This is a genomic window from Devosia sp. Root105, from assembly GCF_001424865.1.
Lineage (GTDB): Bacteria > Pseudomonadota > Alphaproteobacteria > Rhizobiales > Devosiaceae > Devosia_A.
In genome coordinates, this window is record NZ_LMCR01000001.1 from 576,055 (window position 1) to 601,243 (window position 25,189).

Below are 25,189 nucleotides of genomic sequence, written 5' to 3' on the forward strand. Positions count from 1 at the left end.
AGCAGGGCTGGTTAGGCTTGTCCAATGTAAGCACTGAGGAGTGAAGCAATGATCCATGCCCGCGGACTGAAGCGCAGCTTCAAGACCAAGGAAGGTGTGGTGGAGGCGGTGCGCGGCCTCGACCTCGACGTGGCGGAGGGTGAGCTGGTGGCGTTCCTCGGCCCCAATGGCGCCGGCAAATCCACCAGCGTGCGCATGCTGACGACGCTGCTGCCGCCCACCGAAGGCGCGGCGAGCGTCGCCGGTCATGATGTGCTGCGCGACGCCAACGCGGTGCGCCGCCGCATCGGCTATGTCGGCCAGGGCGCCGGCGCCGGCGGCTACAACAAGCTGTGCGACGAACTGCTGACCCAGGGCGCAGCGCAGCGCATGAGCAAGACCGACTCGGCACGGCGCGCCGACGAACTGATCGGCATGCTGGAGCTCACCGGGCTCGAAAAGCGGACCGGCATGAGTCTCTCAGGCGGGCAGAAGCGGCGCGTCGATATCGCGCTCGGGCTGATGCACAGCCCGAAAGTGCTGTTCCTTGATGAGCCCTCCACCGGGCTCGACCCGCATAGCCGCGCCAACCTCTGGGAACACATCCTCAAACTGAAGAAGTCGACCGGCATGACGATCTTTCTCACCACCCACTATCTCGATGAGGCCGATCAGATGGCCGAGCGGGTGATGATCATGGACAACGGCCTGGTCATTGCCAACGACACGCCGGAGCGGCTGAAGGCCAACCTCGCCGGCGACCGCATCACCATCGACGCGGACAATGCCGAGCTTGCCGCCGAACTCGCCGCGAACCTGCCCGAGGCGCGGGAGATCAGCCGCGACGGCGCCCGCGTCGGGGTCACGGTGAAAGGCGGCGAGGCGGTGCTGCCGGAGTTCATCCGGGCACTGGACCAGCGCGGCGCACGCGTGCTGGCGGCAAATGTGCGCCGACCGACGCTGGACGATGTGTTCCTCGGATTGACCGGCCGCTCGCTCAGGGAGACCGCGGCATGAAAGGGCCATTCACACCGATAAGAGGGCGAGGCTCAAGCAGCGTTGCCGCTCCTCGTTTCACTCGGATCGCGCAGCCACTGGCTGCGGACCCCTCATCCGGCGTTGCGCGCCACCTTCTCCCTGAAGGGGAGAAGGAAGAGTGGTGGGTACGGATCGCGCCATCGCCTCCCTCTCCCCTTGAGGGAGAGGGTGCCTCGCGTAGCGAGGCGGGTGAGGGGCAGTATCAAATGGAGATTCACCTATGACCTTCTTCCGTGACGTCGCCACCTCGTTTACCCGCGAGATGAAACCCACCCTCGCCGATCCCTCGTGGATGGCGTTCGGGCTGGTGCAGCCCATCCTCTACCTGGCGTTCTTCGTGCCCCTGCTCAATGTCGGCGGCTCGACCGCCGAGGCGCTGCAATGGTTCGTGCCGGGGATGATCGTGATGCTGACGCTGTTCGGCACCGCGATGGTCGGCTGGAGCCTCACCGAGGAGCTGATGAGCGGGGTGCTGGAGCGCTTCCTCTCCACCCCGATGAGCCGGCCGGCGCTGATCTTCGGCCGCTCGCTCAAGGAGATGTTCCCCTTGGCGCTGCAGGCATTGGCGCTGATTCTCCTCGCCTGGCCGTTCGGGCTGGCGCTCCATCCGATCCAGATGCTGTTCGGGCTCACCCTGCTGGCTCTGTTCGGCGCCGGGGTGGCGGCGCTCTCCTATGCGCTGGCAATCGCGGCGCGGCACAACACGTCGCTGTTCTACATGGTGAGCCAGTCGGTGGCGCTGCCGCTGATGCTATTGGGCGGGGTGCTGCTGCCGATTGAGAACGGTCCGAGCTGGCTCTATATCGCCAGCCGTTTCAACCCGTTGACCTACCTGATCGAGGCGGAGCGGGCGCTGTTCGCCGGCGAGCTGTTCACCAGCACCGTGCTCTGGGGCGTGCTGGTGGCGCTCGGCACCGCGGTGGTCGGGCTCAGCATCGGCGCGCGGGCGATCCGCAAGGCGAGCCTCTGACATCTCCGGGCGCCTGCGGGCGCCCGGTCCTCCTTTCCAGAACCGAGGCCATAGTGATGAACCAGGAAATCACCATCCCCGTCCTCACCGCTGCGATCCGCAGCGGCGACGACGCCCGCGCGCTCGCATCGCGGATCGAACTGGCAATCGCCATGGGTCAGCATCAGGTCGCGACGGACCTCTATCGCCGCTTCCAGGCGCTGCCGCTCTCCGACAGCGAGCGCCGCCGTGTGCACCAGGAGTTCGCGGTGCTCGACCGGCTGCCGTGAGGGGTTGCCAACGTTCAAAAGTCTATTTAACTAACTGGTAAAGTACGAAAGAGGGTTCGCATGTACGGTTCGATCAAGATCCGCGGGGCGCGGGAGAACAATCTCAAGAACGTGTCGCTCGATATCCCGAAGCGGAAGATCACGGTGTTCACCGGGGTGTCGGGCTCAGGCAAATCCTCGCTGGTGTTCGGCACCATCGCGGCGGAGAGCCAGCGGCTGATCAACGAAACCTACCCGGCGTTCGTCCAGCAGTTCATGCCGCATTACGGCCAGCCCGACGCCGACGAGCTCGAGAACATCTCGGCCGCCATCATCGTCGACCAGCAGCGGCTGGGCGGCAACTCGCGCTCCACCGTCGCCACCGTCACCGATGCGGCGCAGATGCTGCGGGTGATCTTTTCGCGCGCCGCGGAACCGAAACTCGGGGCGCCGGGGCTCTACTCCTACAACGACCCGCGCGGCATGTGCCCCGACTGCGAAGGCATCGGCCAGGTCGCGGCGATGGACATGAGCGCGGTGGTCGATGAGAGCAAATCGCTCAACCAGGGCGCCCTGTTGCCCAAGGATTTTGCCGTCGACAGCTGGTGGTGGGAGATCTTCAACAATTCCGGGCTGTTCGACATGGATAAGCCGATCAGCAAGTACAGCGCCGAGGAGCGGGAGAACCTGTTCAACCTCGACGATGGCCGCAAGATCAAGGTCGGCAAGATCGGCCTCACCTACGAGGGCGTGGTCGCCAAGCTGAAGAAGGGGCTGGGGAGCAAGGACCCGGAGAACCTGCAGCCGCATGTCCGGGCCGAGTACGACAGGATCTTTACGCGCAAGACCTGCCCGGCCTGCGGTGGCGCCCGGCTCAATGCCGCGGCGCTGGCGAGCAAGGTCAACGGCAAGTCGATCGCCGAGTGTTCGGCGATGCAGGTCTCAGACCTCGCGCCGTTCGTCCGCTCGATCGAGGCGCCCTCGATCAAGCCGATGATCGCGGCGCTGGCAGCGCGGCTCGAGAACCTCGTCACCATCGGGCTCGGCTATCTGAGCCTCGACAGAGAGAGCTCGACGCTCTCCGGCGGCGAAAGCCAGCGGGTGAAGATGGTGCGCCATCTTGGTTCGTCCTTGACCGACATCACCTATGTGTTCGATGAGCCCAGCGTCGGGCTCCATCCGCACGATGTCGCTCCGCTGGCCGGGCTGATGCAGCAGCTCAGGGACAAGGGCAACACGGTGCTGATCGTCGAGCATAAACCCGACATGATCGCCATTGCCGACCATGTGGTCGATATGGGCCCATTCGCCGGCTCAAAGGGTGGCGAGATCGTCTACGAGGGCGATTTCGACGGGCTGCTCAAATCCGGTACGCTCACCGGCAACCACATGAAGAAGCACCAGGCGATCAAGGCCGATGGCCGCAAGGCCAGGGGCCAACTGAAGATCGCCAATGCCAAGACCAACAACCTGCGCGACGTATCGGTGTCGATCCCCGAGGGCGTGCTGACGGTGGTCACCGGCGTCGCGGGGGCCGGCAAGAGTTCGCTGATCCAGGGCTCGCTGCCGGCCGCCTATCCCGACACGGTGATCATCGACCAGAACCTCAACCGCGGCTCGTCGCGCTCCAACACCGCCACCTATACCGGCATCCTCGACACGGTTCGCAAGACCTTCGCCAAGGCCAATGGCGTCGACGCGGCTTTGTTCTCGGCCAACTCGAAGGGCGCCTGCCCGGACTGCAAGGGCCTGGGGGTCACCTATACCGACCTCGCGCACATGGACCCGGTGGCGAGCGTCTGCGAGACCTGCGAGGGCAAGCGCTTCACCGAGGAAGTGCTGCAGCACAAGCTGCGCGGCAAGGCGATCAGCGACGTCTACGAGATGAGCGTCGGCGAGGCGACCGAGTTCTTCACCGAGCCTGTTATCGCCAAGATTTTGAGGGGGCTCGATGATGTCGGGCTCGGCTACCTCACCTTGGGACAGCCGCTCTCGACCCTCTCGGGCGGTGAACGCCAGCGCCTGAAGCTCGCGGCAGAGCTGGGCAAATCCGGCAATATCTACGTGCTGGACGAACCCACCACCGGGCTCCACATGAACGACGTCGACACGCTGATCGGGCTGTTCGACCGGCTGGTCGATGCCGGCTCGACGGTGATCGTCATCGAGCACAATCTCGACGTGATCAGCCGGGCCGACTGGGTGATCGACCTCGGGCCCGGCGCCGGCAACGACGGCGGCAGCGTGGTGTTCGAAGGGACGCCGACGGGCTTGCGGGGGGCGAAGGGGAGTCTCACGGGGGCGGCGCTGGCGGCTCGGGGGTAGTCACGCGCCAGTGCGTGGGGCCCCACCCCACCCTTGATCCCTCCCCATAAAGGGGAGGGAGAGACGACTGATGGTGCAGCGCACTCGATAGACCTCCCGCCCCCTTGTGGGGAGGGAATGAGGGTGGGGGTGGCCCCACGCTCCAGCCGATCAGTCCGCTACCGCCTCCAGCTGCACCACGTCCTGCAATTCCTTGGCCCGCGCCTGGAACGCCTTCGCGTCCACCGGCCAGGTCGTGGGGTTGGACGGATCGAACGCCCGGCCCTTCCATTCCTGGTAGACCATAGCGATGCCGGTGTCGGTTTTGCGGAACACCGCGACCATCACCTCGCCCAGCCCGCGCAGCTTGCCATTGTCCTTGTAGGCGCCGCAGGCCATGCCGAGGGCGGGAAAGAACGTGTCCGTCTCCTCGCCGAAATTGAAGAAGCCCAGCGCCTCGTCCTTACAGATCTGCGAGTAGCCATACATGGTGGCGCGCCGGTAATCGTCGAGGCTGCGACCGGGCTGCAGCGTCAGCCGCGCCGCGTAGGTGGTGGTCCAGTTGTCGACCGACTCGCCCTTCGGGAAGAATTCGACAAAAGCCTGAGTGGCGTCGCCATAGGTGTTCGATTCGACCAGCGGCAGCAGATCGGCTGACAGCCGCTCGGCCGGGCTCAGCCAATCCGGCGTCGGCAGCACGAAGCGATGGCCCAAAGCCTCGAAACTGAGGTTCACGCCAGCGCGGCCGAGCGTCGGCGCCTCCTCGGCCAGGGTGGGCGAGGCGGCCATGAGGGCCAGGATAAGCAACAGGCTGCGCATCGACATCCTCCCGACGAAGCGGGCGGAACCTATGCGCGCACGGCTCGGGAGTCGAGCGGGCTTGCGCGACTCATAAGTATTGGCTTATGTGTTGGATATGGAAGCAGATATCTTCAAGGCGCTGGCCGACCCCAATCGCCGCGCCATGCTGGAGCGGCTGGCCTCCGGTGAGCTGACGGGCTCGGCGCTGGGCGAGGGCTTTGCCATTTCGCAGCCGGCAATGTCGCAGCACATCGCAGTGCTGCGCGGGGCTGGGCTGATCCGCGAACGGCGCGAGGGGCGCAGCGTCCACTACGCAGTGAACCCCGACGGCATGGCGCCGCTGCATGACTGGCTGAGCCGCTACCAGGCGTTCTGGCCCGAGCGGCTCGGCCGCCTCAAGGACTTCCTCAAGGAGATGGATCAATGAGCGAATCCGAAGCCGAGCGCGTGACGGTCGAATGTGGGCTCGACGCCGCGCCGGAAAAGGTGTGGCGGGCGCTGTCGATCCCGGCCTATCGCGATGCCTGGCTGCTGCCCGACGGTGATGGCGAACGCTTCACCGCCGAAGTCGTGGAGGCGGTGCCGCCCCATCGGCTGCGGCTCAGCTGGCGCGAGGGCGATGCCGAAGGAGAGCTGGTGACCTTCACGCTCGAGGCGACACCCGAGGGCGGCACCTGGCTGCGGCTGGTGCACGACCGGGTGGCGACGCCAATGCAGGTGCCGATCCCCGCCAATACCAACACTATGATGCTGCGGGCGGCTTAGCCCGTTCATTCCATACTCAAAGCCGTTCTGAAGGAGGTTGCCGATGCGCGACATGATGCAGCTCGTCCCTATGGTCATCGAACAGTCGAGCCGCGGGGAGCGTTCGTTCGATATCTTCTCGCGGCTGCTGCGGGAGCGGATCATTTTCGTCAATGGCGAGGTCGAGGATCAGATGGCGGCGCTGATCTGCGCGCAGCTGCTGTTCCTTGAATCCGAGAACCCGGGGAAGGAAATCTCGCTCTATATCAACTCGCCCGGCGGGGTGGTGACGGCGGGGCTCGCCATCTACGACACCATGCAGTTCATCAAATCGCCGGTGTCGACGCTCTGCATGGGCACCGCCTACTCGATGGGCTCGTTCCTCCTCGCCGGCGGCGCTCCGGGCCGCCGCATGGCGCTGCCCAATGCCTCGATCCTCGTGCATCAACCCTCGGGCGGTGCGCAGGGCAAGGTCACCGACGTCTTGATCCACGCCGAGGAGAGCCAGAAGGTGAAGGCGCGGATCAACCGCATCTATTCCAAGCACTGCGGCCGCACCATCGAGGAAGTCGAACGCACCCTCGACCGCGACCGCTACATGTCGCCGGAAGAAGCCCGCGACTGGGGGCTGATCGATTCGATCTTCACCGAGCGAGCGGAGCTGGCGATGCCGATGCCGGAACTGCCGATTGGGCGGTAGAAATTGCGCCTGGCGGCGCCACACCGCCCCCTCGCCCCTCTGGGGAGAGGGCTGGGGTGAGGGGCGCCAAGCACGCTGACATCGAGCATTTGGTTAGCAAGGCAGCAGAGGTCGGTGTGCTTGGCTGCCCCTCACCCTGACCCTCTCCCCAAAGGGGCGAGGGGACGCGAGACCACCGACGGTGCACTTCACCGATACCCCTGTGCCTGCAGCTCGAACAGCTCGGCGTAGCGCCCGCCATTCGCCATCAGCTCGGCGTGGGTGCCCTGCTCCTCCACCTTGCCGTCGGCGAGGACGACGATGCGGTCGGCCATGCGGACGGTGGAGAAGCGGTGCGAGATCAGCACTGCCGTAGTGCCCTCGGCGAGGTTCTTGAAGCGGGTGAACACCTCGGCCTCGGCGCGCGCATCGAGCGCCGCGGTCGGCTCATCGAGGATGATAATCTCGGCATTGCGCATGTAGGCGCGGGCAATGGCGATCTTCTGCCATTCGCCGCCTGACAAATCCTGGCCCTTCAGAAAAGTGCGGCCGAGCATCTGGTCATAACCCTCGGGGAGTTTGCGGATCACCGGGTCGGCAAGACTCTGCTCGGCGGCCGAGACGATGCGGTCGCGGTCGCCCGCCACCTCGATGCGGCCGACCCCGATATTGTCCGAGGCAGTAAAACTGTAGCGCAGGAAATCCTGAAAGATCACGCCGATATGGGTGCGGAGATCCGCCGTGGCGAACTCCTTGAGATCAATGCCATCGAGGGTGATGCGGCCCTCGTCGGGGTCGTAGAGCCGGGTCATCAGCTTGACGATGGTGGTCTTGCCGGCGCCGTTCTCGCCCACCAGCGCCAGCGTCTCGCCGGCCGGTACGGCAAAACTCAGGTTGCGCACCGCCCAGTTTTCCGAGCCCGGATAGCGGAAGCCGACATTCTCGAACACCAGCCCCTGCTTCACCGGCAGCGGGAAAGGTTTTGGGTGTTTAGGGTCGAGGATGGTCGGCTTGATCTCGAAGAAGCTGAACAGGTCGTCGAGATAGAGCGATTGCCCGGCGATCTGGGTGAAGCCAATCAAAATCTGCTGCAGGTAGCCGTTGAGTTGCGAGAAGCTGCCCGACAGGAACACCAGCGTGCCGATGGAGAACTCGCCATGGAGGGTCCGCCAGACGATATAGGCGTAAGCGGCATAGTAGGTGAGGGTCGAGATCGAGGCGAGCAGCCCGGTCTGCAGGGCGCGCTTGATCGAGAGGTTCCGGTTCTCGATCAGGATCTGGTCACTCAGCCCCTTGAAGCGGCCGGAAAGGAACTCGCCGAGCCCGAACAGCTTGATCTCCTTGGCGCTGTCGGCGCTGGCACCGATCTGGCGCAGGTATTCGAGCTGCCGCCGCTCGGGCGAGCGGTTATGCGAGATCCAGTAGGCCAGCCGATTGAAACGGAACTCGCCCCACACGGCCGGGATCAGCGCCAGCGCCAGCAGCCCGATCAGCAGCGGCGCATAGACGAAGAGCCCGGCGGCGAGCGCAATGGCGGTGATCATCGCCTGCGCCTGGCCGAACACCTGCGAGATGACGGTCGAGCGGCTCGAGGCCTGGCGGCGCGCCCGCTCCAACCGATCCTGGTATTCCGACTGCTCGAAGTGCTTGAGATCGAGCTTCGCGGCATGTTCCATCAGCTCGAGGCTGACGGCGTTGGAGTGGCTCTCGCCGAGGATATTATCGACCACGTTGATGGCGCGGTTGAACGCATCGCGGGCGAAGACCAGCACGAACTCGCCGGCCAGCAGCGCCATCAGGAAGCTGAGCCGGCCGCTCGCCAGCCAATCGCTCAGTTCCGGGCCGGGCACGCCGAGGCTGGTCTGGTGCACTACCTCATCGATGATCAGCTTGGTGAGCAGCAGCACCAGCGGCGGCTGGATGGCGACCACCAGCCGAAGCGCGATACTCAAGCCCATCAACCAGGGGCTGGTGCGCCACATCTGAGCGAACAACCGCCCGAGGTGGCGGAAAGTTTTGAGCCGCTCGCCCTTATCGAACGGCAAGGCATCGGGGATGTCCGGGCCGTTCGCCCCACGTCCCCCGCCCCCGACTCTACCGCCAACGCCACGCATCGAAAATCATCCTGAAATCGAGAACAACTCTAGGGTGGAGCGCGTTGCGGCGAAACCAGCAATTCGGGCAGGTAGGCGAGCGGGTCAGGGGGCGGCCTGGTGCGACAGCCGGTCGATGTCCTCGCCAAACGCCGTCATCTCATCCCGATCGGAGAACGCCGTAAGCGGCACGATCAGCGCCTCGGGTGGCGCGGTGATGAAGACGTGGGACTTGCCGATGGCGACATCGGCGATGGTTTCGTAGGCGATGAACAGCTGCAGCTCGGCCGTTGTCACTGCAAGATGGTCACCCCATTGCTCCAGCGTTGCGACCATAGGCGCCGGTACGCGACGACGCGCCCGGCGGTGCGTTGCCAGCGTCATCGCTGCGGTGGCCAATCCATAAGCGATACCGACCAGCGCCAGCGCAACGAGCCAGAAGCGCCAGCCCCATTCCGGCCCGATCCACTCCGCCGGCAGGAACGCCACCAGCCCGCCGGCGACGGCGAGCCAGACCAGCAGCAGCCATTTGCGCCAGCCAACCATCTCGCGCGGCAGGGCTTCATAGGCCAGCGCGTCGGCGGCGGTCAGGGTGTAGGTGAGCGTGAGGACGGGTTCGGTCATGGCCAACAGTGACGGTTCTCAGCCTGTTCGTGCAACTGGCTAAGGGCAGACCCCCACTACCGATGTTGCCGCGGCACCTCATAGGCAACTAGGCGTCCCGTTAAAGGTGCTTTCAGCCGTCACCAGGCGCTTTGATGCGTCGAAGGTCACTCGAACATTGTAGTAACTGCTGCATGGGAATGGCGACATCGCAGCGCCAGACTGCGCATAGTGCTCTTCAGGCTGGTCGGTTACCCAACCGTCGAAGCCTGCTGCGCGCAGCCGCTTAACGACCTGATCTCTCGGCTCGCCGATAGCGAATATCTCCGGCACCATCGATTTCCAGCCAGCCACGTCGGCCGGGCAGCGTCCTCCGTCGCGGCATTCGAGAAATCCAGTGTGAACATGTCGGCTAATCGGGTCGAAAAGGAGGTCCGGGCGATACCACCACCAGGCCAGCCAGCCGCCGATCAGCACCACCAGCACTGTTACGATGACGACAACCGCCTTCGCACCCGCCAAAAGAAAAGAGAGCGCCGGGCTTCCACCAGGCGCTCTCTTTGATTGCTTGTCGACCATCGCCTAGAGCGAACGGACCACGCTCTCGACACGGAAGCACTCGATGACGTCGCCGGCGCGGATGTCTTCGTAGTTCTCGAAGGCCATGCCGCATTCCTGGCCGACCGGGACTTCCTTGACTTCATCCTTGAAGCGCTTGAGCGTCTTCAGCTTGCCCTCGTGGATCACCACGTTGTCGCGCAACAGGCGCACGCCGGCGCCGCGTTCGACGATGCCCTCGGTGACCTGGCAGCCGGCGACCTTGCCGACCTTGGTGATCTGGAACACTTCCTTGATCGAGGCGTAGCCGATAAAGGTCTCGCGACGCTCCGGCTTGAGCAGGCCCGACATCGCTGCCTTCACGTCATCCACGAGGTCGTAGATGATGTTGTAGTAGCGGATTTCGATGCCCTCGCGGGTGGCGAGATCGCTGGCCTGCTTGTTGGCGCGGACGTTGAAGCCGATGATGATGGCGTTCGAAGCCGAAGCCAGCGTCACGTCGGATTCGGTGATGGCGCCGACGCCGCTCATCAGAATCTGCGCCGACACTTCGTCGGTCGAGAGCTTGTTGAGCGAGGCGTTAATCGCTTCGACCGAGCCCTGCACGTCACCCTTGATGATCAGCGGGAACTTGGCGATGCCCGAGGCCTTGAGCTGATTCATCATCTGCTCGAGGCTGGTGGCGCCGCCGCCTGCGGTCTTCTCACGGATCAGGCGCTGACGATACTCGGTGACTTCACGGGCCCGTGCTTCGGTCTCGACCACCGAGAAGCGGTCGCCGGCCGACGGCACGCCGGTAAAGCCCAGCACTTCCACCGGAATGGACGGGCCGGCTTCCTTCACCTGCTCGCCCTTGTCGTTGATCAGCGCACGGACGCGGGCAAACTCGGTGCCGGCGACGACGATGTCGCCGATCGACAGCGTGCCGCGCTGCACGAGGACCGTCGCCACCGCACCGCGGCCGCGATCGAGCTTGGCTTCGATGACCAGGCCCTCGGCGCGCCCATCGCGGGCCACCTTGAGCTCGAGCACTTCGGCCTGCAGCAGGATGGTCTCGAGCAGCTTGTCGAGGCCGGCCTTGGTGACCGCCGAGACTTCCACGTCGAGCACATCGCCGCCCATCGATTCGACGAACACTTCATGCTGCAGCAGTTCGGTACGAACGCGCTGCGGATTGGCGCTCGGCTTATCCATCTTGTTGATGGCGACGATGATCGGAACCCCGGCCGCCTTGGCGTGCTTGATGGATTCGATGGTCTGCGGCATGACGCCGTCATCGGCCGCCACCACCAGCACCGCGATATCGGTGGCCTGGGCGCCGCGGGCTCGCATGGCGGTGAACGCCTCGTGGCCCGGGGTGTCGAGGAAGGTGATCTTCTGGCCGTTCTTTTCGACCTGATAGGCACCGATGTGCTGGGTGATGCCGCCGGCTTCACCGGAAACCACGTTGGTCTCGCGGATGGCGTCGAGCAAAGAGGTCTTACCGTGGTCGACGTGACCCATGATGGTCACCACCGGCGCGCGGTTGGTCAGGTCCTCGGCCTTGTCGTCGGCCGGGATGTCATAGAGACCCTCTTCCACGTCGGCGTCAGAGACGCGTTTGACGGTGTGGCCGAGTTCGGTGGCGATCAGTTCGGCGGTATCGCTGTCGATGACGTCGGTGATCTTCACCATCTGGCCCTGGGCCATCAGGATCTTGATAATGTCGACGGCACGTTCGGCCATGCGGTTGGCCAGTTCCTGGACGGTGATCGCCTCAGGAATGGTCACTTCACGGCTGAGCTTAGGCGCCTGCTGCTGGTTGCGGCCCATCTTCTTGTCGCGACGGCGACGCATGGCGGCCAGCGACGGTCCCTTGTCGCGATCGGATTCCGAGCCGGCATTGGTGACGGTCAGGCGGGCCCGGGCGAAGGCTTCCTCGCCGGCACGCCGGGTCGGACGCTCGGGCGTTGCTGCAACGCGGGCAGCGCCGCCACGACGGGCGTTCTCGAGTTCGGCGGCATTGACCAGCGGGCGCGCCGCGGGAGCCGTACGAGTCTTGCGGCCATCGGCTTCGGAGGGCGGCGTCGGCGGCAGGTCAGCTGCGGGAGCGGCCGGACGGGCGCCCGGCGTTGCCGCGGCGCGACGTGCCGGAGAAACGCGCGGCTCACGCGACACGGTCGAGATTTCCGACACGGCCTCGAGAGCACGCTCGCCTTCAGCGGCCAGCTGCTTTGCCTCTTCGGCCTTCTGCGCTTCCTCGCGGAGGGCGCGGCGACGCGCGTCTTCCTCGATGCGGCGAGCCTCTTCGGCGCGGGCGCGGGCTTCGTCCTCAGCCTGGCGGCCGGCGGCTTCACGCAGGGCGCGGGCCCGGGCATCGGCCTCGGTGGCGCTCAGCCCACCACCCGGACGCGGTGCGGCGCCCGAACGGAGCGGCGGCCGGCCCTGGTTGGACTGGTACGGGCGATTGCCCGACGGCGCACCCGACGAAGCGGGGCGACCCGAACCCTGGGACGGAGCACCGCCACCACCACCCTGCGGCGGGCGGGGCGTGTGTGGGGTGTGCGGCGTGTGCACCGGCGCGCCGGGCGGCACGAAACGGGTGCGCTTCTCGACGACCACAGTGTTCCGCGACGAACGTGCCACATTGGGGCGCGCCCCCATCGAGGGGCCTCCCTTCAATGACAGCGTCTTCTTGCCGCCGGCACCAGAATCTTCGCGCTTGTCGTCGTTATCAGCCATGTAACTCGCGTCTTCCTTCACGAAACTTGTCCACGAAAGCGCGGCTTCGCGCTCTCTGACCAAGTCCGATTGTAGGGCTCAGGGGGCGGCATAGCGCTGCTGCGCCGCTCAAACAACCCGTCTAGTTGGCGATGTAACGAGCCAGCCTTTCAGCTCGTTGCACCGCCGCCTGGGCCGCGCCCCCCTTGATGAGCGCAGCATGTATCACATTTTCGATCCCGAGTGCCAAACCCATTTGACCCGAATCGAGCAATTCGAAATGCGGAGTTAAGACGGGCTCAAAACCCGCCTCTTCCGCCGCCATCGTGTAGCCCTTGAGCGAACCCAGGAGCTTGTTCCTGCCGTCCTCGGCCGCGTCGGTCGCGGTGAGGAGAGCCTGCACTTCACCCGCCTCGATCGCCGCCTTGACCTTGGTCGAGCCGGTCACCAGCTGCCCCGCCTTGCGCGCCAGGGAGAGCGAACTGAGCAGTCGCTCCTCCAGCCGGCGCCGGGTCAGACCGGCGAGATCGTCGGGCACCTTCACCTCGGCCTTGAGGCTTTTGGCGAAGGCCTTCTTCTTTTGCGCCTCGGCCACAGTCTTCAGGCCAAGGGTAATCCAGACGCCGCGCCCTTCGGCCTTGCCGTCGGTATCGGGCACCACCTCGCCGTCGGGTGAGACGGCGAAGCGGATCAGTTCGGCAATCGGCTTCACCTCACGGGTGAGGGCGCATTGCCTTTCGGTTTCTTCGCGACGCGGCACCGGGTTCGAGACCTCCCGATTACGCGGGCGCCCCTTCTTCCAGCTCGGTGGCCTCGTCGGCCACCGCGAGATCGGCTTCAGTGATCCAGCCGGCCTTGAGACGGGCCTGCAGGATCATTTCCTCGGCTTCCTCACGGCTCACCGGGAAATCCTTGAAGGTGCCCTCGAACCGCTTGGTCTCGCCGTCCTTGCGTTCGGTCCAGCCCACCAGGTCGTCGGCGGCGCAACCGGCAAAGTCCTCGACGTTCTTGATCTCTTCCTTGCCCAGCGCGACGAGCATCGCCGCATTCAGGCCCGGGATCTCATAGAGCTCGTCCTCGACGCCGAGCTTGATGCGCTCGTCGTCATTGGCCTTCTCGATCGCCGCCAGGTAGTCGGAAGCGCGCTGCTGGATTTCCGCCGCGGTCTCTTCGTCAAAACCCTGGATCGAGGCGATTTCCGAAGCGTCGATATAGGCGAGCTCCTCGACCGAGGAGAAGCCTTCGGAAGCCAGTAGTTGGGCAACCATCTCGTCAACATCAAGGGCCTGCATGAACAAAGCAGAGCGCTCGGTGAATTCCTTCTGGCGGCGCTCGGACTCTTCGGCCTCGGTGAGGATGTCGATATCCCAGCCGATCAGCTGCGAGGCGAGGCGCACGTTCTGGCCACGGCGGCCGATGGCGAGGCTGAGCTGCTCGTCAGGCACCACGACTTCGATGCGCTCGGCCTGCTCGTCGAGCACGACCTTCGCCACATCAGCCGGCTGCAGCGCCGACACGACGAGGTCGGCGATCGATTCGGTCCACGGGATAATGTCGATCTTTTCGCCCTGCAGTTCGGCGACCACCGCCTGGACGCGCGAGCCGCGCATACCGACGCAGGCGCCGACCGGGTCGATCGAGGAATCCGACGAAGTCACGGCGATCTTGGCACGGCTGCCCGGATCGCGGGCGATCGAGCGGATGGCGATGATGCCATCGTAGATCTCCGGCACTTCCTGCATGAACAGCTTCGCCATGAACTGCGGATGGGTGCGGGACAGGAAAATCTGCGGGCCACGCTGCTCGCGGCGCACGTCATAGATATAGGCGCGGACGCGGTCGCCGTAGCGATAGAGCTCGCGCGGGATCAGTTCGTCGCGGCGGATAATGGCTTCGCCACGGCCCAGATCGACGATGACATTGCCGTACTCGACGCGCTTGACCGTACCGTTGACGATCTCGCCGACGCGGTTGATGTACTCTTCGTACATGCGGTCACGCTCGGCATCGCGCACCTTCTGCACGATCACTTGCTTGGCCGACTGGGCGGCGATGCGGCCGAACTCGATCGGCGGCAGCGGCTCGGTGAGGAAGTCGCCGAGCTTGGCGGCATCGTTCTTGGTCTTGGCGTATTTGAGCTCGACCTGACGCCCGGGCTCTTCCACCGCCTCGACCACTTCGAGCAGCCGCCACAGGCGCAGCTCGCCGGTCTTGGGGTTGATCTCGGCGCGGACATTGGTCTCGGCGCCGTAGCGGGTCTTGGCCGCCTTTTCGATCGCGTCCTGCATCGACTCGATGACGATCATGCGATCGATCGACTTCTCGCGGGCGACGGCATCAGCGATCTGGAGCAGCTCCAGGCGGTTCGCGCTAACGGCCATTTAGTTTGTCTCCTCAGTGGAAGCGTCTTTTTCAGATACAGATTTTGACTGGTCGGCGTCCTCGGCCGTATCGGCCTCCGGATCGTCCGAGAGTTCGACGGTCTCGATGTCTTCATCGTCGTCGATGGGGAATTCTGCCTGGTCGACCTGCGCCATGTTCATCAGCTTGTCGGTCATCACCAGCTTGGCTTCAGCCAGCATGGTCAGCGGCAGCCGAAAATCCGGATCGGTGCCCTTGGGGACGTCCGGCAGGGTGATGACGACATGGTCGCCATCGACCGCCTTGATCAGCCCGCGGAAGCGGCGGCGGCCATCGAGCAGGTCGGATAGTTCGACCTTGGCCTCGTGGCCGATATAGGCGGCAAAATCGCGGGCGCGGACCAGCGGCCGGTCGATGCCGGGCGACGACACTTCGAGGTGATACTCGCGGTCGATCGGATCCTCGACGTCGAGCACCGGCGAGACGTCCTTGCTCAGCCGCTCGCAGTCGGTGATGGCAAAGCGGCCATTACCGTCTTCGGCCATGATCTGCAGCGTCAGGCCGTTCTCCTGCGTCATCTTCACACGCACGAGGCTGTAGCCGAGATCATTGGCGACCGGCTCGACGATGCGGGCGATCCGCTGCTCGAGGCCGGTCTCCTTGATGTAGCGCTTTTCGGTGAGATCGAAGGTCATGCTGTTGCGATGGGTCTCAAGAAAACAAAAAGAGCGGGGGCCCGGTCGGCACCCCACTCTCGCTTAGAGCCAGAGATGTTGTTGGCGCTCATATAGCGCCGATGGCCCTCCGACGCAAGGTGATGCGTCCGGACTGTGCTTGCCGCCTCGAGCGGCTATGGTGCGCAACAGGATTCGAGCTGGAGCAGGACTGATGAAGACACGGGCGGCAGTGGCATTCGCGGCAGGCAAGCCGCTCGAAATCGTCGAGCTCGATCTCGAGGGCCCCAAGGCCGGCGAAGTGCTGGTCGAGATCAAGGCCACCGGCATCTGCCACACCGACGCGTTCACGCTGTCAGGCGCCGATCCCGAGGGGTTGTTCCCCTCGATCCTCGGCCACGAGGGGGCCGGCGTGGTGCTGGAGGTCGGCGCCGGCGTCACCAGCCTCAAGCCGGGCGACCACGTGATCCCGCTCTATACGCCCGAATGCCGGGAGTGCCCGAGCTGTCTGAGCCGCAAGACCAACCTCTGCACGGCGATCCGCGCCACCCAGGGCAAGGGCCTGATGCCGGACGGCACCTCGCGCTTCTCCTACAAGGGCCAGACCATCTACCACTATATGGGCTGCTCGACTTTTTCGAACCACACGGTGCTGCCCGAGATCGCGCTGGCGAAGATCGATCCCAGGGCACCGTTCGACAAGGTGTTCTATATCGGCTGCGGCGTCACCACCGGGGTCGGCGCGGTGCTCAATACCGCCAAGGTCGAGGCCGGCGCCACCGCCGTGGTGTTCGGGCTGGGCGGTATCGGGCTCAACGTGGTGCAGGGGCTGAAGCTTGCTGGCGCCGACATGATCATCGGTGTCGACATCAATAACGACAAGCGCGCCTGGGGCGAGCGCTTCGGCATGACGCACTTCGTCAACCCCAAGGAAATCGAGGGCGACATCGTCCCGCACCTGGTCAACCTCACCAAGCGCGGAGCCGATCAGATCGGCGGCGCCGACTACACCTTCGATTGCACCGGCAACACCACGGTGATGCGGCAGGCGCTGGAAGCGAGCCACCGCGGCTGGGGCAAATCGGTGGTGATCGGGGTGGCCGGCGCCGGGCAGGAGATCTCCACCCGTCCGTTCCAGCTGGTCACCGGCCGCACCTGGATGGGCACGGCCTTTGGCGGCGCCCGCGGCCGTACCGACGTGCCGAAAATCGTCGACTGGTACATGAGCGGCAAGCTCGAGATCGACCCGATGATCACCCACACGCTCAGGCTCGAGGACATCAACCAGGGGTTCGAGCTGATGCACCACGGCGAAAGCATCCGCAGCGTGGTGTTGTTCTAGGGGGACTCGACCACCGGCCGCGCCCTCCCCTCGCCCTTGAGGCATGGCTATCGCATATGGAAAGCCACCGGCCGTTGTGTGAGTGCCTTCTCCCCTTGTGGGAGAAGGCCACCCAACTACTGTCAGTGCCCCATATGCGATAGCCCTGCCCCTTGAGGGGAGGGAAGCGATAGATCGAGTTTGAGGCGCCCAAAGCTCCAATCGTGACTAAAGCCCCAACCGCGCCCGCAGCTCCGCCTCGCTCATGCTGCCCGGCTTGGCCCCCTTCGCCACCAGCTCGTGGCCGATCGTGACCAGCCCGGCGTTGAGCGGGGTCGGCACCCCGTACAACCGGCCGAGCAACACGATCTCGCCATTGAGGTAATCGGTTTCGATGGTGCCGGCGCCGCGTTTGAGGCTCTGGATCGAGGAGCCGCCGGTGCGGGTGACGCCGGCGACGGCGCCCATTTCCATCAGGCCCTTGCGGCGCGGATCGGCATTGCCGACCGCCACCCAGTCGATGCCGGCGGCGGCATAGACCGCTTCGGCCTCGGCCTGGATCGCATCCAGCAGCGGGCCGGAGCGGCTCCCGTGGCCGAGCGCCGCCTCGACCACATTGCCGAGATTGTCGCGCAGCTTGCCGTATTTGGAGCGCATCACCTGCTCGAGCGGAAAGGCAGCAAAGCCGGCGCTGTCGAAGGCAGTGGCGATCGCCGCGACGTTGTCGTCGAGCCCATGAGGATAGCGGCCGAGGTCGATGAGCCCACGCTTGGGCGTGCCGTAGCAGATCACTTCGCCCGGCGTCACGTAATCGGCCGGCAGCATCACCGTCATGGCGTAGACATTGGGAAACAACCGCAGCGCCAGCCGTTCGTTGTTGACGCCGTTCTGGGCGCAGACCACCGCCTGGGTACTGACGCCGGCGGCCCGCAATTCCTCGAGCGCAGGAGCGGTGTGCTGCCCCTTCATGGTGAGGAAGATGACGTCGTCAGGCCGGAATTCGAGCTCGCCAGGCGCGCCGACCACCGGGAAGTTCACCAGCTGCGCAGTCGTGGTGGTGCGGAACAGCAGCCCGCCATTGTTCCGGATTGCCGCCAGCATATCGCCGCGGGCGATGCCGACCACATCGTGGCCGGCGCTGGCGAGGGACGCCGCGAAGGTGCCGCCGATGGCGCCGACGCCGTAGATGATGAACCGCATGCTGAACTCCTTTGGCCCAGCTTGGCGGTAATGGGCGGCCCGAACAAGGCAGCCCATCGTAGCGTGAGATAGCCGGCGGCGGGGTTCACGTACCCAGCGCTTGTCCCACCGCCGGCCGGACCGTCACTGGGCAGCAGCCAGACGGTCTTTGCTATCCGCCTCAGGCGGAGTGGGGTGGGCGCCGGCTCCGGCGCCCAGGGGTTTGACACCGCGCAAAGCGGTAAGGGCGACAATGGCGATCAGCAGCAGCACGCCGGCCTCCACCGTCGCCACCAGCTGCAGCGCCGCGGTGAAGGCAGCACTGGCGGCGGCGAGCAACGGCGCGCCGTCGGGGAGGCTGGCAGCGACACCAGCCGCGCCGGCCAGCGTTTCGGTGGCGAGATGCGTCTGCGCCTCGGTCAGCCCGGCCGGCAGGTTGCCGCTCAGCAGGCTGCGATAGACCAGGGTGCCGAGGCTGCCGAGCGCGGCGATGCCGAGCGAGAAGCCGAACTCGGACGAGGTCTCCTGCAGGGCGGCGGCGGCGCCGGCGCGTTCCGGGGCGACAAAGCCCATCATGATGCCGGTGCCGAGCGTCACCATCGGCGCACAGCCCAAATTGAACAGGGCGAAGCCGACGATCACCGCGGGCACGCCGTAGCTCTCAATGAGGAACACGACGATCAGCAGGCCGATTATGGCGACGCCCATGCCGGAGGCGATGAGCAGGCCGGGGCGGATGGTCTGCGCCAGCTTGGGCGCCAGCATGAAGGCGACGATCATCAACAGGATCGCCGGCAGGCCGCAGAGCCCGGCCCAAAGCGGGGTAAGACCGGCAACGAGCTGAAAATACTGCGCCGTCAGCACCATGATGGCGCCGGTGACGGTGATGAGGAACATCGCCCCGATCACCGCGGTGAAGGCGCCGTTCCTGAACAGCTTCAGATCGACCAGCGGATGAGCCAGCGTCACCTGGCGACGGATAAAGACGATGGCCAGCAGCAGCCCGAAAGCGATGGCGCCGAACGGGGCAAGCGACACATCGCCCTTGGCCAGTTCCTTCAGCCCATAGACCATGGGCAGGATGGCGCCGAGCGACAGGATGACGCTCACCAGGTCAAGCCGGCCGGCCTGCGGCGCCTTGTATTCGGGCAAGAGCGCCGGGGCGGTGACCAGCAGCAGCAGCATCACCGGCACGCCGAGCAGGAACGGAGCGCCCCACCAGAAATGCTCGAGCATGACGCCGCCGACCAGCGGGCCGAGCAGCATGCCGCCCATGAAGCAGGTGAGCCAGATCGAGATGGCGAAGCCGCGCTGCCGCTCGTCGTGGAACATGTTGGTGATGAGCGCCAGGATCGAGGGCGAGAGCGTCGCGCCGGCAATACCGAGCAGGCCGCGCGCCGCAATCAGCATCGTCGCCGAGGTCGAGAAGGCGGCCAGCACCGAAGCGGCGGCGAAGGCGGCGCCGCCGATCATCAGCAGCTTCCGCCGCCCGATGCGATCGCCGATGGTCCCCATGGTGATGAGGAAGCCGGCGAGTAGGAAGCCGTAGATATCCATGATCCAGAGCTGCTGGGCGCTGTCGGCACCGAGCGTTTCGCTGATCTTGGGGAGGGCGAGCAGAATGACCGAGACGTCGATGGAAATCAGCAGCGTCGGCAGGGCGAGGACGGCAAGACCGGTCCATTCGCGGGCCGTGGCGCGGGAGTTCGGGGCTGACATGGCGGCTCCTTTCACTTAAGGTGTGACTTAAGTAATCGAGCACGATGCTTAAGTCAACGCTTTAGTGATGGCATCGCAGATCCCAACTGGGCGTCATTCCTGCGAAGGCGGGAACCTTTGTTTTCCTGGCCGATGCACGATCGCAAACGGAGGTCCCCGCTTTTGCGGGGATGACACCGAGTTTGGGGGACTTTCAGAGCCTCGTTCGCAGACCCAGCGACACCCCATGCTGGCTGAGGCGGCGTGCATCAGGGCAACCGAAGTCCCTGACTTAACGCCTGTGCGCCTTCGGGGGGATGACCCCCGGTGGGAACGGCAGGGGTTGGTTGTGGCGCGACGCGGATTATCAATAAACCGTCATGCCCCGGTTGTATCCATCGGCAACCGACGATAGTTTGCCGGCCTCCTTCCCCGACTCCCCAACCACGGACATCGACACATGGAATACCGCCGCCTCGGCAAGGCTGGCCTGCGGGTCAGTGAATTTTCTTTTGGCGCCTGGGTGACCTTCGGCAAGCAGGTCGGCGAAGACGCCGCCGCTTCGATCATGGGTTACGCATACGACAACGGCATCAACTTTTTCGATAATGCCGAAGGCTACGAGCAGGGCAATGCCGAGATCGTCATGGGCGAGGCGCTGAAAGCGCTGAACTGGAGCCGCGACAGCTATGCGGTGTCGTCGAAAGTGTTCTGGGGCGGCGCGAAGCCGACACAGAAAGGGCTTTCGGCCAAGCACGTCACCGACGCCGCCCATGCCGCGCTGAAGCGCCTGCAGGTCGACTATCTCGACCTCTATTTCTGCCACCGCCCGGATATCGATACGCCGATCGAAGAGACGGTGCGGGCGATGCACAACCTGATCACCCAGGGCAAGGTGCTGTACTGGGGCACCTCGGAATGGTCGGCGCAGCAGCTCACCGAGGCCTACGCCGTGGCCCGCCAGGAGCACCTGACGCCGCCGACGATGGAACAGCCGGAATACAACCTGTTCCGCCGCGAGAAGGTCGAGGCCGAGTTCCTGCCGCTCTACAGCCTGTTCGGGCTGGGGACGACGATCTGGTCGCCGCTGGCCTCGGGCATCCTCACCGGCAAGTATAATGACGGCATCCCCGCCGACAGCCGCATGAACCTGCCCGGCTACGAGTGGCTGAAGGCGCGGCTCGACAGCGACAAGGGCCGCGACGAACTGGCGAAGGTGAAACAGCTGGCCAAGCTCGCCGACGAGGTGGGCCTTCCCATCCACCACCTGGCGCTGCTCTGGTGCAACGCCAACCCGAATGTCTCGACGGTGATCCTCGGCGCCTCGAAACTCAGCCAGCTCAAGGACAACCTGAAGGCGCTCGACTCGAAGTCGAAGATGACGCCGGACGTGCTGGCGAAGATCGAAGCGATCATGGGCAACGCGCCGGAAGCGCCGCGTCGGTTCTGAGATCTGACGGGCGGGGCCAAGGCTCCGCCCCTCTTCTCTATTTGAATGGGCTCCACGCACTGCGTCTCCCAAACCACGGGCTGTCATCCCAGCGAAAGCTGGGACCCAACTATCCGCTGGCACGGGCTGAGAAATGGGTCCCAGCTTTCGCTGGGATGACACCGAGTGTGGGGAGATTGCGGGGGCACAGTCGATAGAGCGCCCGCGACCAATGCGCAGCATTGCGGCCGCGCCCTTTCATCAGCGCCCCCCGCACACTAGACATAGCGCACTGCTATTGGAGGCATGATCGGGTGACGGTGCGCTGGCGCATTGTGGGACTGGCGCTGGCAAGCCTCGTGTCGATCGTCGCGATGACCGGGGTGATGGCCTATGGGCTGTGGCTCGCCGATCATTTCGTGCAGCGGATCGATGCGGTGCACCGGCGCTTCGAGGTGATCGCCGAGCTCGACGGCCGCGCCAATGCCTATGCCAAGCAGGTGGCGAGCGTGCTGTTGCTCGGGCGCGCCGAAATGCCTGCGGTACAGACCGCGCGCATCGACATGGAGCGCACCTTCGCCCGGCTCAGCCGCGCCACCCGTGACGAGCTGACCACGCTGGGCGGCATCGCCGAAATGGTGCCGGAGCTCGAGCAGCTCGAGGACGTCCGGCGGATGATCGAGCTCTACCACGCCATCGATGCCTCGGCGGCCAGGGCGCTGGCGGCGGCCCGCGACGGCAACACGGCCGAGGCCACGCGGCTCTATGGTCGCGACGTCGCCTTCCGCCTCGCCAACGAGCTGCAGCCGCTGATCGACCGGGCGCTGGCCGAAGAGCGCAACGAAGTAGCGGCCGAGCTGAAGCAGGTGCAGCAGACACAGGGCACCATCCTCGTTGTCGCCGGGATCCTGGCGCTGCTGTCACTGGCGGTGCTGAGTCTCCTGGGCGTGCTGCTCTACCGCGCAGTGCGTCGCTCCGGCGAGCGGCTCGAGGCTGAGATCGAGACGCGGACCAGCGAGCTGCGCGACGCCAATGCGCGGCTGCGTGCCGTCGATGTCAGGCGCACGCAGTTTCTTGCCGATGTCAGCCATGAGCTGCGCACCCCGCTCACGGTGCTGCGCGGCGAGGCCGACGTGGCGCTGCGCGGCCAGCCTGAGATCAATGACCTCCGCCAGTCGCTCGAGCGCATTCGCGGCCAGGCGGTCGACATGTCAGGCCTGCTCGACGATCTCATCGCCTTCGCCCGCACCGATGCGGAAAGCCAGCAGCACCTGCCCGCCGATATCCGGCTCGACGAGATCGTCGGCGCGGCCGCCGAGGAGGCGCAGGTGCTGGCCGAACCGCGCGAGGTCAGCGTCATCACTGAGCTCAGCGACAACGGTGTGCATGTCGACGCGGATTTTCGCCGGCTGAAGCAGGCGCTGATGATCGGGCTCGACAATGCAGTCAAGCACTCGCCGCCCGGCAGCCGCATCACCATCAGCAGCAGCCGCGGTGCTGCGTCGGCAACGGTTGCAATCGCCGACCAGGGGCCAGGTGTCAGCGATGAGGACCGGCCGCGGGTGTTCGAGCGGTTCTATCGCGGGCACGGCGAGGGCGACCTCGAGACCCAGGGGCTGGGCATCGGCCTCGCCATCGCCAAGGATATCGTCGAGCGTCACGGCGGCAGCATCCGGCTCGACAATGGCGCTGATGGCGGCGCGGTGCTCACACTCGAGTTGCCGCTGGCGAAAGGAGGGGCACGATGAAGGTTCTGGTGGTCGAGGACGATCGGCGCATCGCCTCGTTCCTCGAGCGCGGTCTGGCGGCCGAGGGCTATCAGGTCAGCGTCGAGAATGATGGCCGCGACGGGCTGGAGCGGGCCCGGCAGGACGATTTCGAGCTGATCATCCTTGACCGCATGCTGCCCTATGTCGACGGGCTAGAGATCACCCGATTGCTGCGCGAAGAGCGCCGGCCGGCAATGATCCTGATGCTCACCGCCAAGGACAGCCTCCAGGACAAGATCGAAGGGCTGAAGGGCGGCGCCGACGACTATCTGACCAAGCCCTTCGCCTTCGACGAACTGCTGGCCCGGCTCGTGGCGCTCCGCCGGCGCCGCAGCGAGATCGACCATGAGAGCCAGCTCGCCATCGGGCCGTTGACGCTCGACCCGCAGTCGCGCCGGGTCAGCCGCGACGGCGAGCCGATCAGCCTCACGGTGCGCGAGTTCGACCTGCTGCGCTACCTGATGAGCAACCCGGACAAGGTGGTCAGCCGGCAGCGGCTGCTGAACAGCGTCTGGGAATATGGCTACGACCCGGGCACCAAGATCGTCGACGTCTATGTCCGCTATCTCAGGGCCAAGATCGATACCGAGGGCACACCGTCGCTGATCCAGACGGTGCGTGGCGTCGGCTACATGATGCCGAGCTAGCGAGGTCCCGGGCTCTCGATGATCCTTCCCCGTGGCACGGGGGAAGGGGACCGCCGAAGGCAGTGGCGGGGGAGGCCACACGCGCCGAGTCCAGTCTCGCCCCCTCCACCAGCTTCGCTGGTCCCCCTCCCCCGCTTCGCAGGGGAGGATCACCGAGAGGCCAGTGTCTCTCTCCAAATTCTAACCAAGCGCTCAACCCTGTCTAATTTCACTGGCCTAGCCTCCTCGCTGCTTTTCGAAGCGACGAGGAACGTTCGATGTCCGACGAAATCTGGCCCGCCATCAAGGTCGAGCGCTTCTATGACGAGCCGCTGGCGCATTACGAAGCCCGCCGCCGCGAGATCGTCAGCATTATCACCGGCTTCCGCAACGGCCGCTACGAAGGCGCCGTCGCCGAGCGGATGGAACAGCGCCTGATGGCGCTGCAGGATGGCATGGTGGTTCCCGCTGTCGCCTGACCCGATTTTGCCACCGTCGAGGAGAAGGCCCGGTTTGACCGGGCCTTTTGTTTTGGGCCAAGCTCTGCTCGAAAGGCCACCAAACGAGGAGACCCGCCATGCGCTACATGATCATCGTCAAGACCACCGAACCGGCGCCGCCGCCAAGCTCGGAAATGCTGGCGGCGATGGGCAAGCTCAACCAGGAAATGATCGAGGCCGGGGTGCTGCTGGGCGGCGAGGGCCTGCAGCCGTCCAAGACCGGCGCCAAGGTGGCGATGCAGGGCGGCAAGCTGGTGGTGAAGGACGGCCCGTTCACCGAGGCCAAGGAGCTGATCGGCGGCTTCTGGATCATCAAAGCAGACTCGCTCGACGAGGCGATCGGCTGGGTGAAGAAGATTCCGATGTGGAACGAAGGCGAAGAAGTGGAAGTCCGCCGCGTCTCCGAGGTCGAAGACTTCGCCTATGCCTATGACGAGGTCTCGGCCGAAGCGCTGGATCGCGAGAAGGCGCTGCGTGACAGCGGCCAGTGGCCGGAGCAGCGCTAGAGCGTCACCGCGACAGGCCCAGACGGCGATCGGTGGCTTCGGGGCAATGACGCCCCGAAGCTTCAGTTTCATCCGCGGCTGCCGCGCGGCTCGAGGCGAACAGGCGGCCGACGAAGCCGCCTATCGCGCGCCAGAGCGACGGCTTTTCCCACAGACCGGCGTCCGGATGCGCCTCCCATGGCGCTTCGCCGGTCCGGCGGGCGAAATCTTCGCCCCAGTGCTGCTTGTAGGCGTTCTTGTAGAGATAGCTGGCGGGGATCATCACAAGTCTCCTTTCGACTTGAACCGATTCAATTGATCAACGCATGATCGCTTGAATCGGTTCAAATATACGCTTCGATGCCAGAGAGTCAAGCGGAATTTGAACCGATACAAAAGCGTGCTATATGACTAGGAGTTGGCTAGGATG

General features: G+C 65.2%; 24 protein-coding genes. 13 read left to right on the forward strand and 11 right to left on the reverse strand.

The features are described from left to right. Positions 1 to 48 precede the first annotated feature (48 nt). The 4 genes from ASC68_RS02615 to ASC68_RS02630 all read left to right on the forward strand — a co-directional run bounded on the left by ASC68_RS02615 (position 49) and on the right by ASC68_RS02630 (position 4,560). Positions 49 to 996, forward strand: a complete 948-nt coding sequence (locus tag ASC68_RS02615) for an ATP-binding cassette domain-containing protein (RefSeq protein WP_055874313.1) — start codon at positions 49 to 51, stop codon at positions 994 to 996. A gap of 241 nt (positions 997 to 1,237) precedes the next feature. Beyond that, positions 1,238 to 1,987, forward strand: a complete 750-nt coding sequence (locus ASC68_RS02620; protein ID WP_055874316.1) for an ABC transporter permease — start codon at positions 1,238 to 1,240, stop codon at positions 1,985 to 1,987. Positions 1,988 to 2,043: 56 nt separating this feature from the next. Beyond that, entirely contained in the window at positions 2,044 to 2,256 is a 213-nt protein-coding gene (locus ASC68_RS02625) for a hypothetical protein (protein WP_055874319.1), read from the forward strand. A 60-nt stretch (positions 2,257 to 2,316) separates the two neighbouring features. Next, positions 2,317 to 4,560 carry an excinuclease ABC subunit UvrA gene (locus ASC68_RS02630; protein WP_055874322.1) on the forward strand — a complete coding sequence of 748 codons (2,244 nt, stop codon included), beginning with the start codon at positions 2,317 to 2,319 and terminating at the stop codon, positions 4,558 to 4,560. 150 nt (positions 4,561 to 4,710) lie between these two features. Here ASC68_RS02630 and ASC68_RS02635 read toward each other — a convergent pair whose 3' ends face one another. Continuing rightward, positions 4,711 to 5,358 (reverse strand): hypothetical protein, encoded by a 648-nt coding sequence (locus tag ASC68_RS02635; RefSeq protein WP_055874325.1) that lies wholly within the window; start codon positions 5,356 to 5,358, stop codon positions 4,711 to 4,713. Positions 5,359 to 5,455: 97 nt separating this feature from the next. Between ASC68_RS02635 and ASC68_RS02640 the strand changes: the two genes are divergently transcribed. Genes ASC68_RS02640 through ASC68_RS02650 form a run of 3 tightly spaced genes read left to right on the forward strand, consistent with a single transcriptional unit; the run spans position 5,456 to position 6,784 of the window. Next, positions 5,456 to 5,767: a metalloregulator ArsR/SmtB family transcription factor gene (locus tag ASC68_RS02640; protein ID WP_055874328.1), complete on the forward strand. Its 312-nt coding sequence runs from the start codon at positions 5,456 to 5,458 to the stop codon at positions 5,765 to 5,767. Beyond that, a complete protein-coding gene (locus ASC68_RS02645) occupies positions 5,764 to 6,105 on the forward strand; it encodes an SRPBCC domain-containing protein (RefSeq protein ID WP_055874330.1) in 342 nt (113 codons plus the stop codon). Before ASC68_RS02640 ends, ASC68_RS02645 begins: the two co-directional genes overlap by 4 nt. Before the next feature lie 43 nt (positions 6,106 to 6,148). After that, complete coding sequence (locus ASC68_RS02650; RefSeq protein WP_055874332.1) at positions 6,149 to 6,784, forward strand: ATP-dependent Clp protease proteolytic subunit; 636 nt, start codon at positions 6,149 to 6,151, stop codon at positions 6,782 to 6,784. Between the two features lie 188 nt (positions 6,785 to 6,972). Here ASC68_RS02650 and ASC68_RS02655 read toward each other — a convergent pair whose 3' ends face one another. From ASC68_RS02655 to rimP, 7 genes are all read right to left on the reverse strand, one after another. Continuing rightward, positions 6,973 to 8,721: an ABC transporter ATP-binding protein gene (locus ASC68_RS02655; RefSeq protein WP_248310493.1), complete on the reverse strand. Its 1,749-nt coding sequence runs from the start codon at positions 8,719 to 8,721 to the stop codon at positions 6,973 to 6,975. A 240-nt stretch (positions 8,722 to 8,961) separates the two neighbouring features. Continuing rightward, positions 8,962 to 9,480: a hypothetical protein gene (locus ASC68_RS02660; protein ID WP_055874336.1), complete on the reverse strand. Its 519-nt coding sequence runs from the start codon at positions 9,478 to 9,480 to the stop codon at positions 8,962 to 8,964. Between the two features lie 78 nt (positions 9,481 to 9,558). Then, positions 9,559 to 10,038: a hypothetical protein gene (locus tag ASC68_RS02665; RefSeq protein ID WP_055874339.1), complete on the reverse strand. Its 480-nt coding sequence runs from the start codon at positions 10,036 to 10,038 to the stop codon at positions 9,559 to 9,561. A gap of 3 nt (positions 10,039 to 10,041) precedes the next feature. Then, positions 10,042 to 12,738 carry a translation initiation factor IF-2 gene (gene infB, locus ASC68_RS02670; protein WP_055874342.1) on the reverse strand — a complete coding sequence of 899 codons (2,697 nt, stop codon included), beginning with the start codon at positions 12,736 to 12,738 and terminating at the stop codon, positions 10,042 to 10,044. A gap of 121 nt (positions 12,739 to 12,859) precedes the next feature. After that, on the reverse strand, positions 12,860 to 13,477 hold the full coding sequence (locus tag ASC68_RS02675; protein ID WP_055874346.1) for an RNA-binding protein: 618 nt from the start codon (positions 13,475 to 13,477) through the stop codon (positions 12,860 to 12,862). Between the two features lie 19 nt (positions 13,478 to 13,496). After that, the gene (nusA, locus tag ASC68_RS02680) at positions 13,497 to 15,098 is read right to left on the reverse strand and encodes a transcription termination factor NusA (RefSeq protein ID WP_055874349.1); all 1,602 of its coding nucleotides are present in this window, start codon (positions 15,096 to 15,098) and stop codon (positions 13,497 to 13,499) included. Next, positions 15,099 to 15,773, reverse strand: coding sequence for a ribosome maturation factor RimP (gene rimP / locus ASC68_RS02685; RefSeq protein WP_055874352.1), 675 nt, complete (start codon positions 15,771 to 15,773; stop codon positions 15,099 to 15,101). Between the two features lie 193 nt (positions 15,774 to 15,966). Here rimP and ASC68_RS02690 point away from each other — a divergent pair, with 193 nt between their 5' ends. Next, positions 15,967 to 17,094 (forward strand): S-(hydroxymethyl)glutathione dehydrogenase/class III alcohol dehydrogenase, encoded by a 1,128-nt coding sequence (locus tag ASC68_RS02690; protein ID WP_055874354.1) that lies wholly within the window; start codon positions 15,967 to 15,969, stop codon positions 17,092 to 17,094. Between the two features lie 207 nt (positions 17,095 to 17,301). Here the strand turns inward: ASC68_RS02690 and ASC68_RS02695 are convergent, their stop codons facing one another. Both ASC68_RS02695 and ASC68_RS02700 read right to left on the reverse strand, forming a co-directional pair. Continuing rightward, positions 17,302 to 18,273, reverse strand: coding sequence for a 2-dehydropantoate 2-reductase N-terminal domain-containing protein (locus tag ASC68_RS02695; RefSeq protein WP_055874357.1), 972 nt, complete (start codon positions 18,271 to 18,273; stop codon positions 17,302 to 17,304). A gap of 123 nt (positions 18,274 to 18,396) precedes the next feature. Further along, a complete protein-coding gene (locus ASC68_RS02700) occupies positions 18,397 to 19,971 on the reverse strand; it encodes an MFS transporter (protein ID WP_197421016.1) in 1,575 nt (524 codons plus the stop codon). Positions 19,972 to 20,410: 439 nt separating this feature from the next. Here ASC68_RS02700 and ASC68_RS02705 point away from each other — a divergent pair, with 439 nt between their 5' ends. The 5 genes from ASC68_RS02705 to ASC68_RS02725 all read left to right on the forward strand — a co-directional run bounded on the left by ASC68_RS02705 (position 20,411) and on the right by ASC68_RS02725 (position 24,780). Continuing rightward, the gene (locus ASC68_RS02705) at positions 20,411 to 21,400 is read left to right on the forward strand and encodes an aldo/keto reductase (RefSeq protein WP_055874359.1); all 990 of its coding nucleotides are present in this window, start codon (positions 20,411 to 20,413) and stop codon (positions 21,398 to 21,400) included. Positions 21,401 to 21,693: 293 nt separating this feature from the next. Further along, entirely contained in the window at positions 21,694 to 23,127 is a 1,434-nt protein-coding gene (locus ASC68_RS02710) for a HAMP domain-containing sensor histidine kinase (RefSeq protein ID WP_055874362.1), read from the forward strand. After that, the gene (locus ASC68_RS02715; RefSeq protein WP_055874365.1) at positions 23,124 to 23,795 is read left to right on the forward strand and encodes a response regulator transcription factor; all 672 of its coding nucleotides are present in this window, start codon (positions 23,124 to 23,126) and stop codon (positions 23,793 to 23,795) included. The genes ASC68_RS02710 and ASC68_RS02715 overlap by 4 nt, the downstream gene beginning before the upstream one ends. A gap of 257 nt (positions 23,796 to 24,052) precedes the next feature. Then, the gene (locus ASC68_RS02720) at positions 24,053 to 24,253 is read left to right on the forward strand and encodes a hypothetical protein (protein WP_055874368.1); all 201 of its coding nucleotides are present in this window, start codon (positions 24,053 to 24,055) and stop codon (positions 24,251 to 24,253) included. Between the two features lie 98 nt (positions 24,254 to 24,351). Further along, positions 24,352 to 24,780: a YciI family protein gene (locus ASC68_RS02725; RefSeq protein WP_055874371.1), complete on the forward strand. Its 429-nt coding sequence runs from the start codon at positions 24,352 to 24,354 to the stop codon at positions 24,778 to 24,780. A gap of 4 nt (positions 24,781 to 24,784) precedes the next feature. Here the strand turns inward: ASC68_RS02725 and ASC68_RS02730 are convergent, their stop codons facing one another. After that, the gene (locus tag ASC68_RS02730; protein WP_055874375.1) at positions 24,785 to 25,042 is read right to left on the reverse strand and encodes a hypothetical protein; all 258 of its coding nucleotides are present in this window, start codon (positions 25,040 to 25,042) and stop codon (positions 24,785 to 24,787) included. Positions 25,043 to 25,189 lie beyond the last annotated feature (147 nt).

What these genes read in the sequence shown, in the direction of transcription:
- ASC68_RS02615 (WP_055874313.1), top strand. Translation starts at nt 49, where the DNA reads ATGATCCATGCCCGCGGACTGAAGCGCAGCTTCAAGACCAAGGAAGGT.
- ASC68_RS02620 (WP_055874316.1), top strand. Translation starts at nt 1,238, where the DNA reads ATGACCTTCTTCCGTGACGTCGCCACCTCGTTTACCCGCGAGATGAAA.
- ASC68_RS02625 (WP_055874319.1), top strand. Translation starts at nt 2,044, where the DNA reads ATGAACCAGGAAATCACCATCCCCGTCCTCACCGCTGCGATCCGCAGC.
- ASC68_RS02630 (WP_055874322.1), top strand. Translation starts at nt 2,317, where the DNA reads ATGTACGGTTCGATCAAGATCCGCGGGGCGCGGGAGAACAATCTCAAG.
- ASC68_RS02635 (WP_055874325.1), bottom strand. Translation starts at nt 5,358, where the DNA reads ATGCGCAGCCTGTTGCTTATCCTGGCCCTCATGGCCGCCTCGCCCACC.
- ASC68_RS02640 (WP_055874328.1), top strand. Translation starts at nt 5,456, where the DNA reads ATGGAAGCAGATATCTTCAAGGCGCTGGCCGACCCCAATCGCCGCGCC.
- ASC68_RS02645 (WP_055874330.1), top strand. Translation starts at nt 5,764, where the DNA reads ATGAGCGAATCCGAAGCCGAGCGCGTGACGGTCGAATGTGGGCTCGAC.
- ASC68_RS02650 (WP_055874332.1), top strand. Translation starts at nt 6,149, where the DNA reads ATGCGCGACATGATGCAGCTCGTCCCTATGGTCATCGAACAGTCGAGC.
- ASC68_RS02655 (WP_248310493.1), bottom strand. Translation starts at nt 8,721, where the DNA reads ATGGGCTTGAGTATCGCGCTTCGGCTGGTGGTCGCCATCCAGCCGCCG.
- ASC68_RS02660 (WP_055874336.1), bottom strand. Translation starts at nt 9,480, where the DNA reads ATGACCGAACCCGTCCTCACGCTCACCTACACCCTGACCGCCGCCGAC.
- ASC68_RS02665 (WP_055874339.1), bottom strand. Translation starts at nt 10,038, where the DNA reads ATGGTCGACAAGCAATCAAAGAGAGCGCCTGGTGGAAGCCCGGCGCTC.
- infB (WP_055874342.1), bottom strand. Translation starts at nt 12,738, where the DNA reads ATGGCTGATAACGACGACAAGCGCGAAGATTCTGGTGCCGGCGGCAAG.
- nusA (WP_055874349.1), bottom strand. Translation starts at nt 15,098, where the DNA reads ATGGCCGTTAGCGCGAACCGCCTGGAGCTGCTCCAGATCGCTGATGCC.
- rimP (WP_055874352.1), bottom strand. Translation starts at nt 15,773, where the DNA reads ATGACCTTCGATCTCACCGAAAAGCGCTACATCAAGGAGACCGGCCTC.
- ASC68_RS02690 (WP_055874354.1), top strand. Translation starts at nt 15,967, where the DNA reads ATGAAGACACGGGCGGCAGTGGCATTCGCGGCAGGCAAGCCGCTCGAA.
- ASC68_RS02695 (WP_055874357.1), bottom strand. Translation starts at nt 18,273, where the DNA reads ATGCGGTTCATCATCTACGGCGTCGGCGCCATCGGCGGCACCTTCGCG.
- ASC68_RS02700 (WP_197421016.1), bottom strand. Translation starts at nt 19,971, where the DNA reads ATGTCAGCCCCGAACTCCCGCGCCACGGCCCGCGAATGGACCGGTCTT.
- ASC68_RS02705 (WP_055874359.1), top strand. Translation starts at nt 20,411, where the DNA reads ATGGAATACCGCCGCCTCGGCAAGGCTGGCCTGCGGGTCAGTGAATTT.
- ASC68_RS02715 (WP_055874365.1), top strand. Translation starts at nt 23,124, where the DNA reads ATGAAGGTTCTGGTGGTCGAGGACGATCGGCGCATCGCCTCGTTCCTC.
- ASC68_RS02720 (WP_055874368.1), top strand. Translation starts at nt 24,053, where the DNA reads ATGTCCGACGAAATCTGGCCCGCCATCAAGGTCGAGCGCTTCTATGAC.
- ASC68_RS02725 (WP_055874371.1), top strand. Translation starts at nt 24,352, where the DNA reads ATGCGCTACATGATCATCGTCAAGACCACCGAACCGGCGCCGCCGCCA.
- ASC68_RS02730 (WP_055874375.1), bottom strand. Translation starts at nt 25,042, where the DNA reads ATGATCCCCGCCAGCTATCTCTACAAGAACGCCTACAAGCAGCACTGG.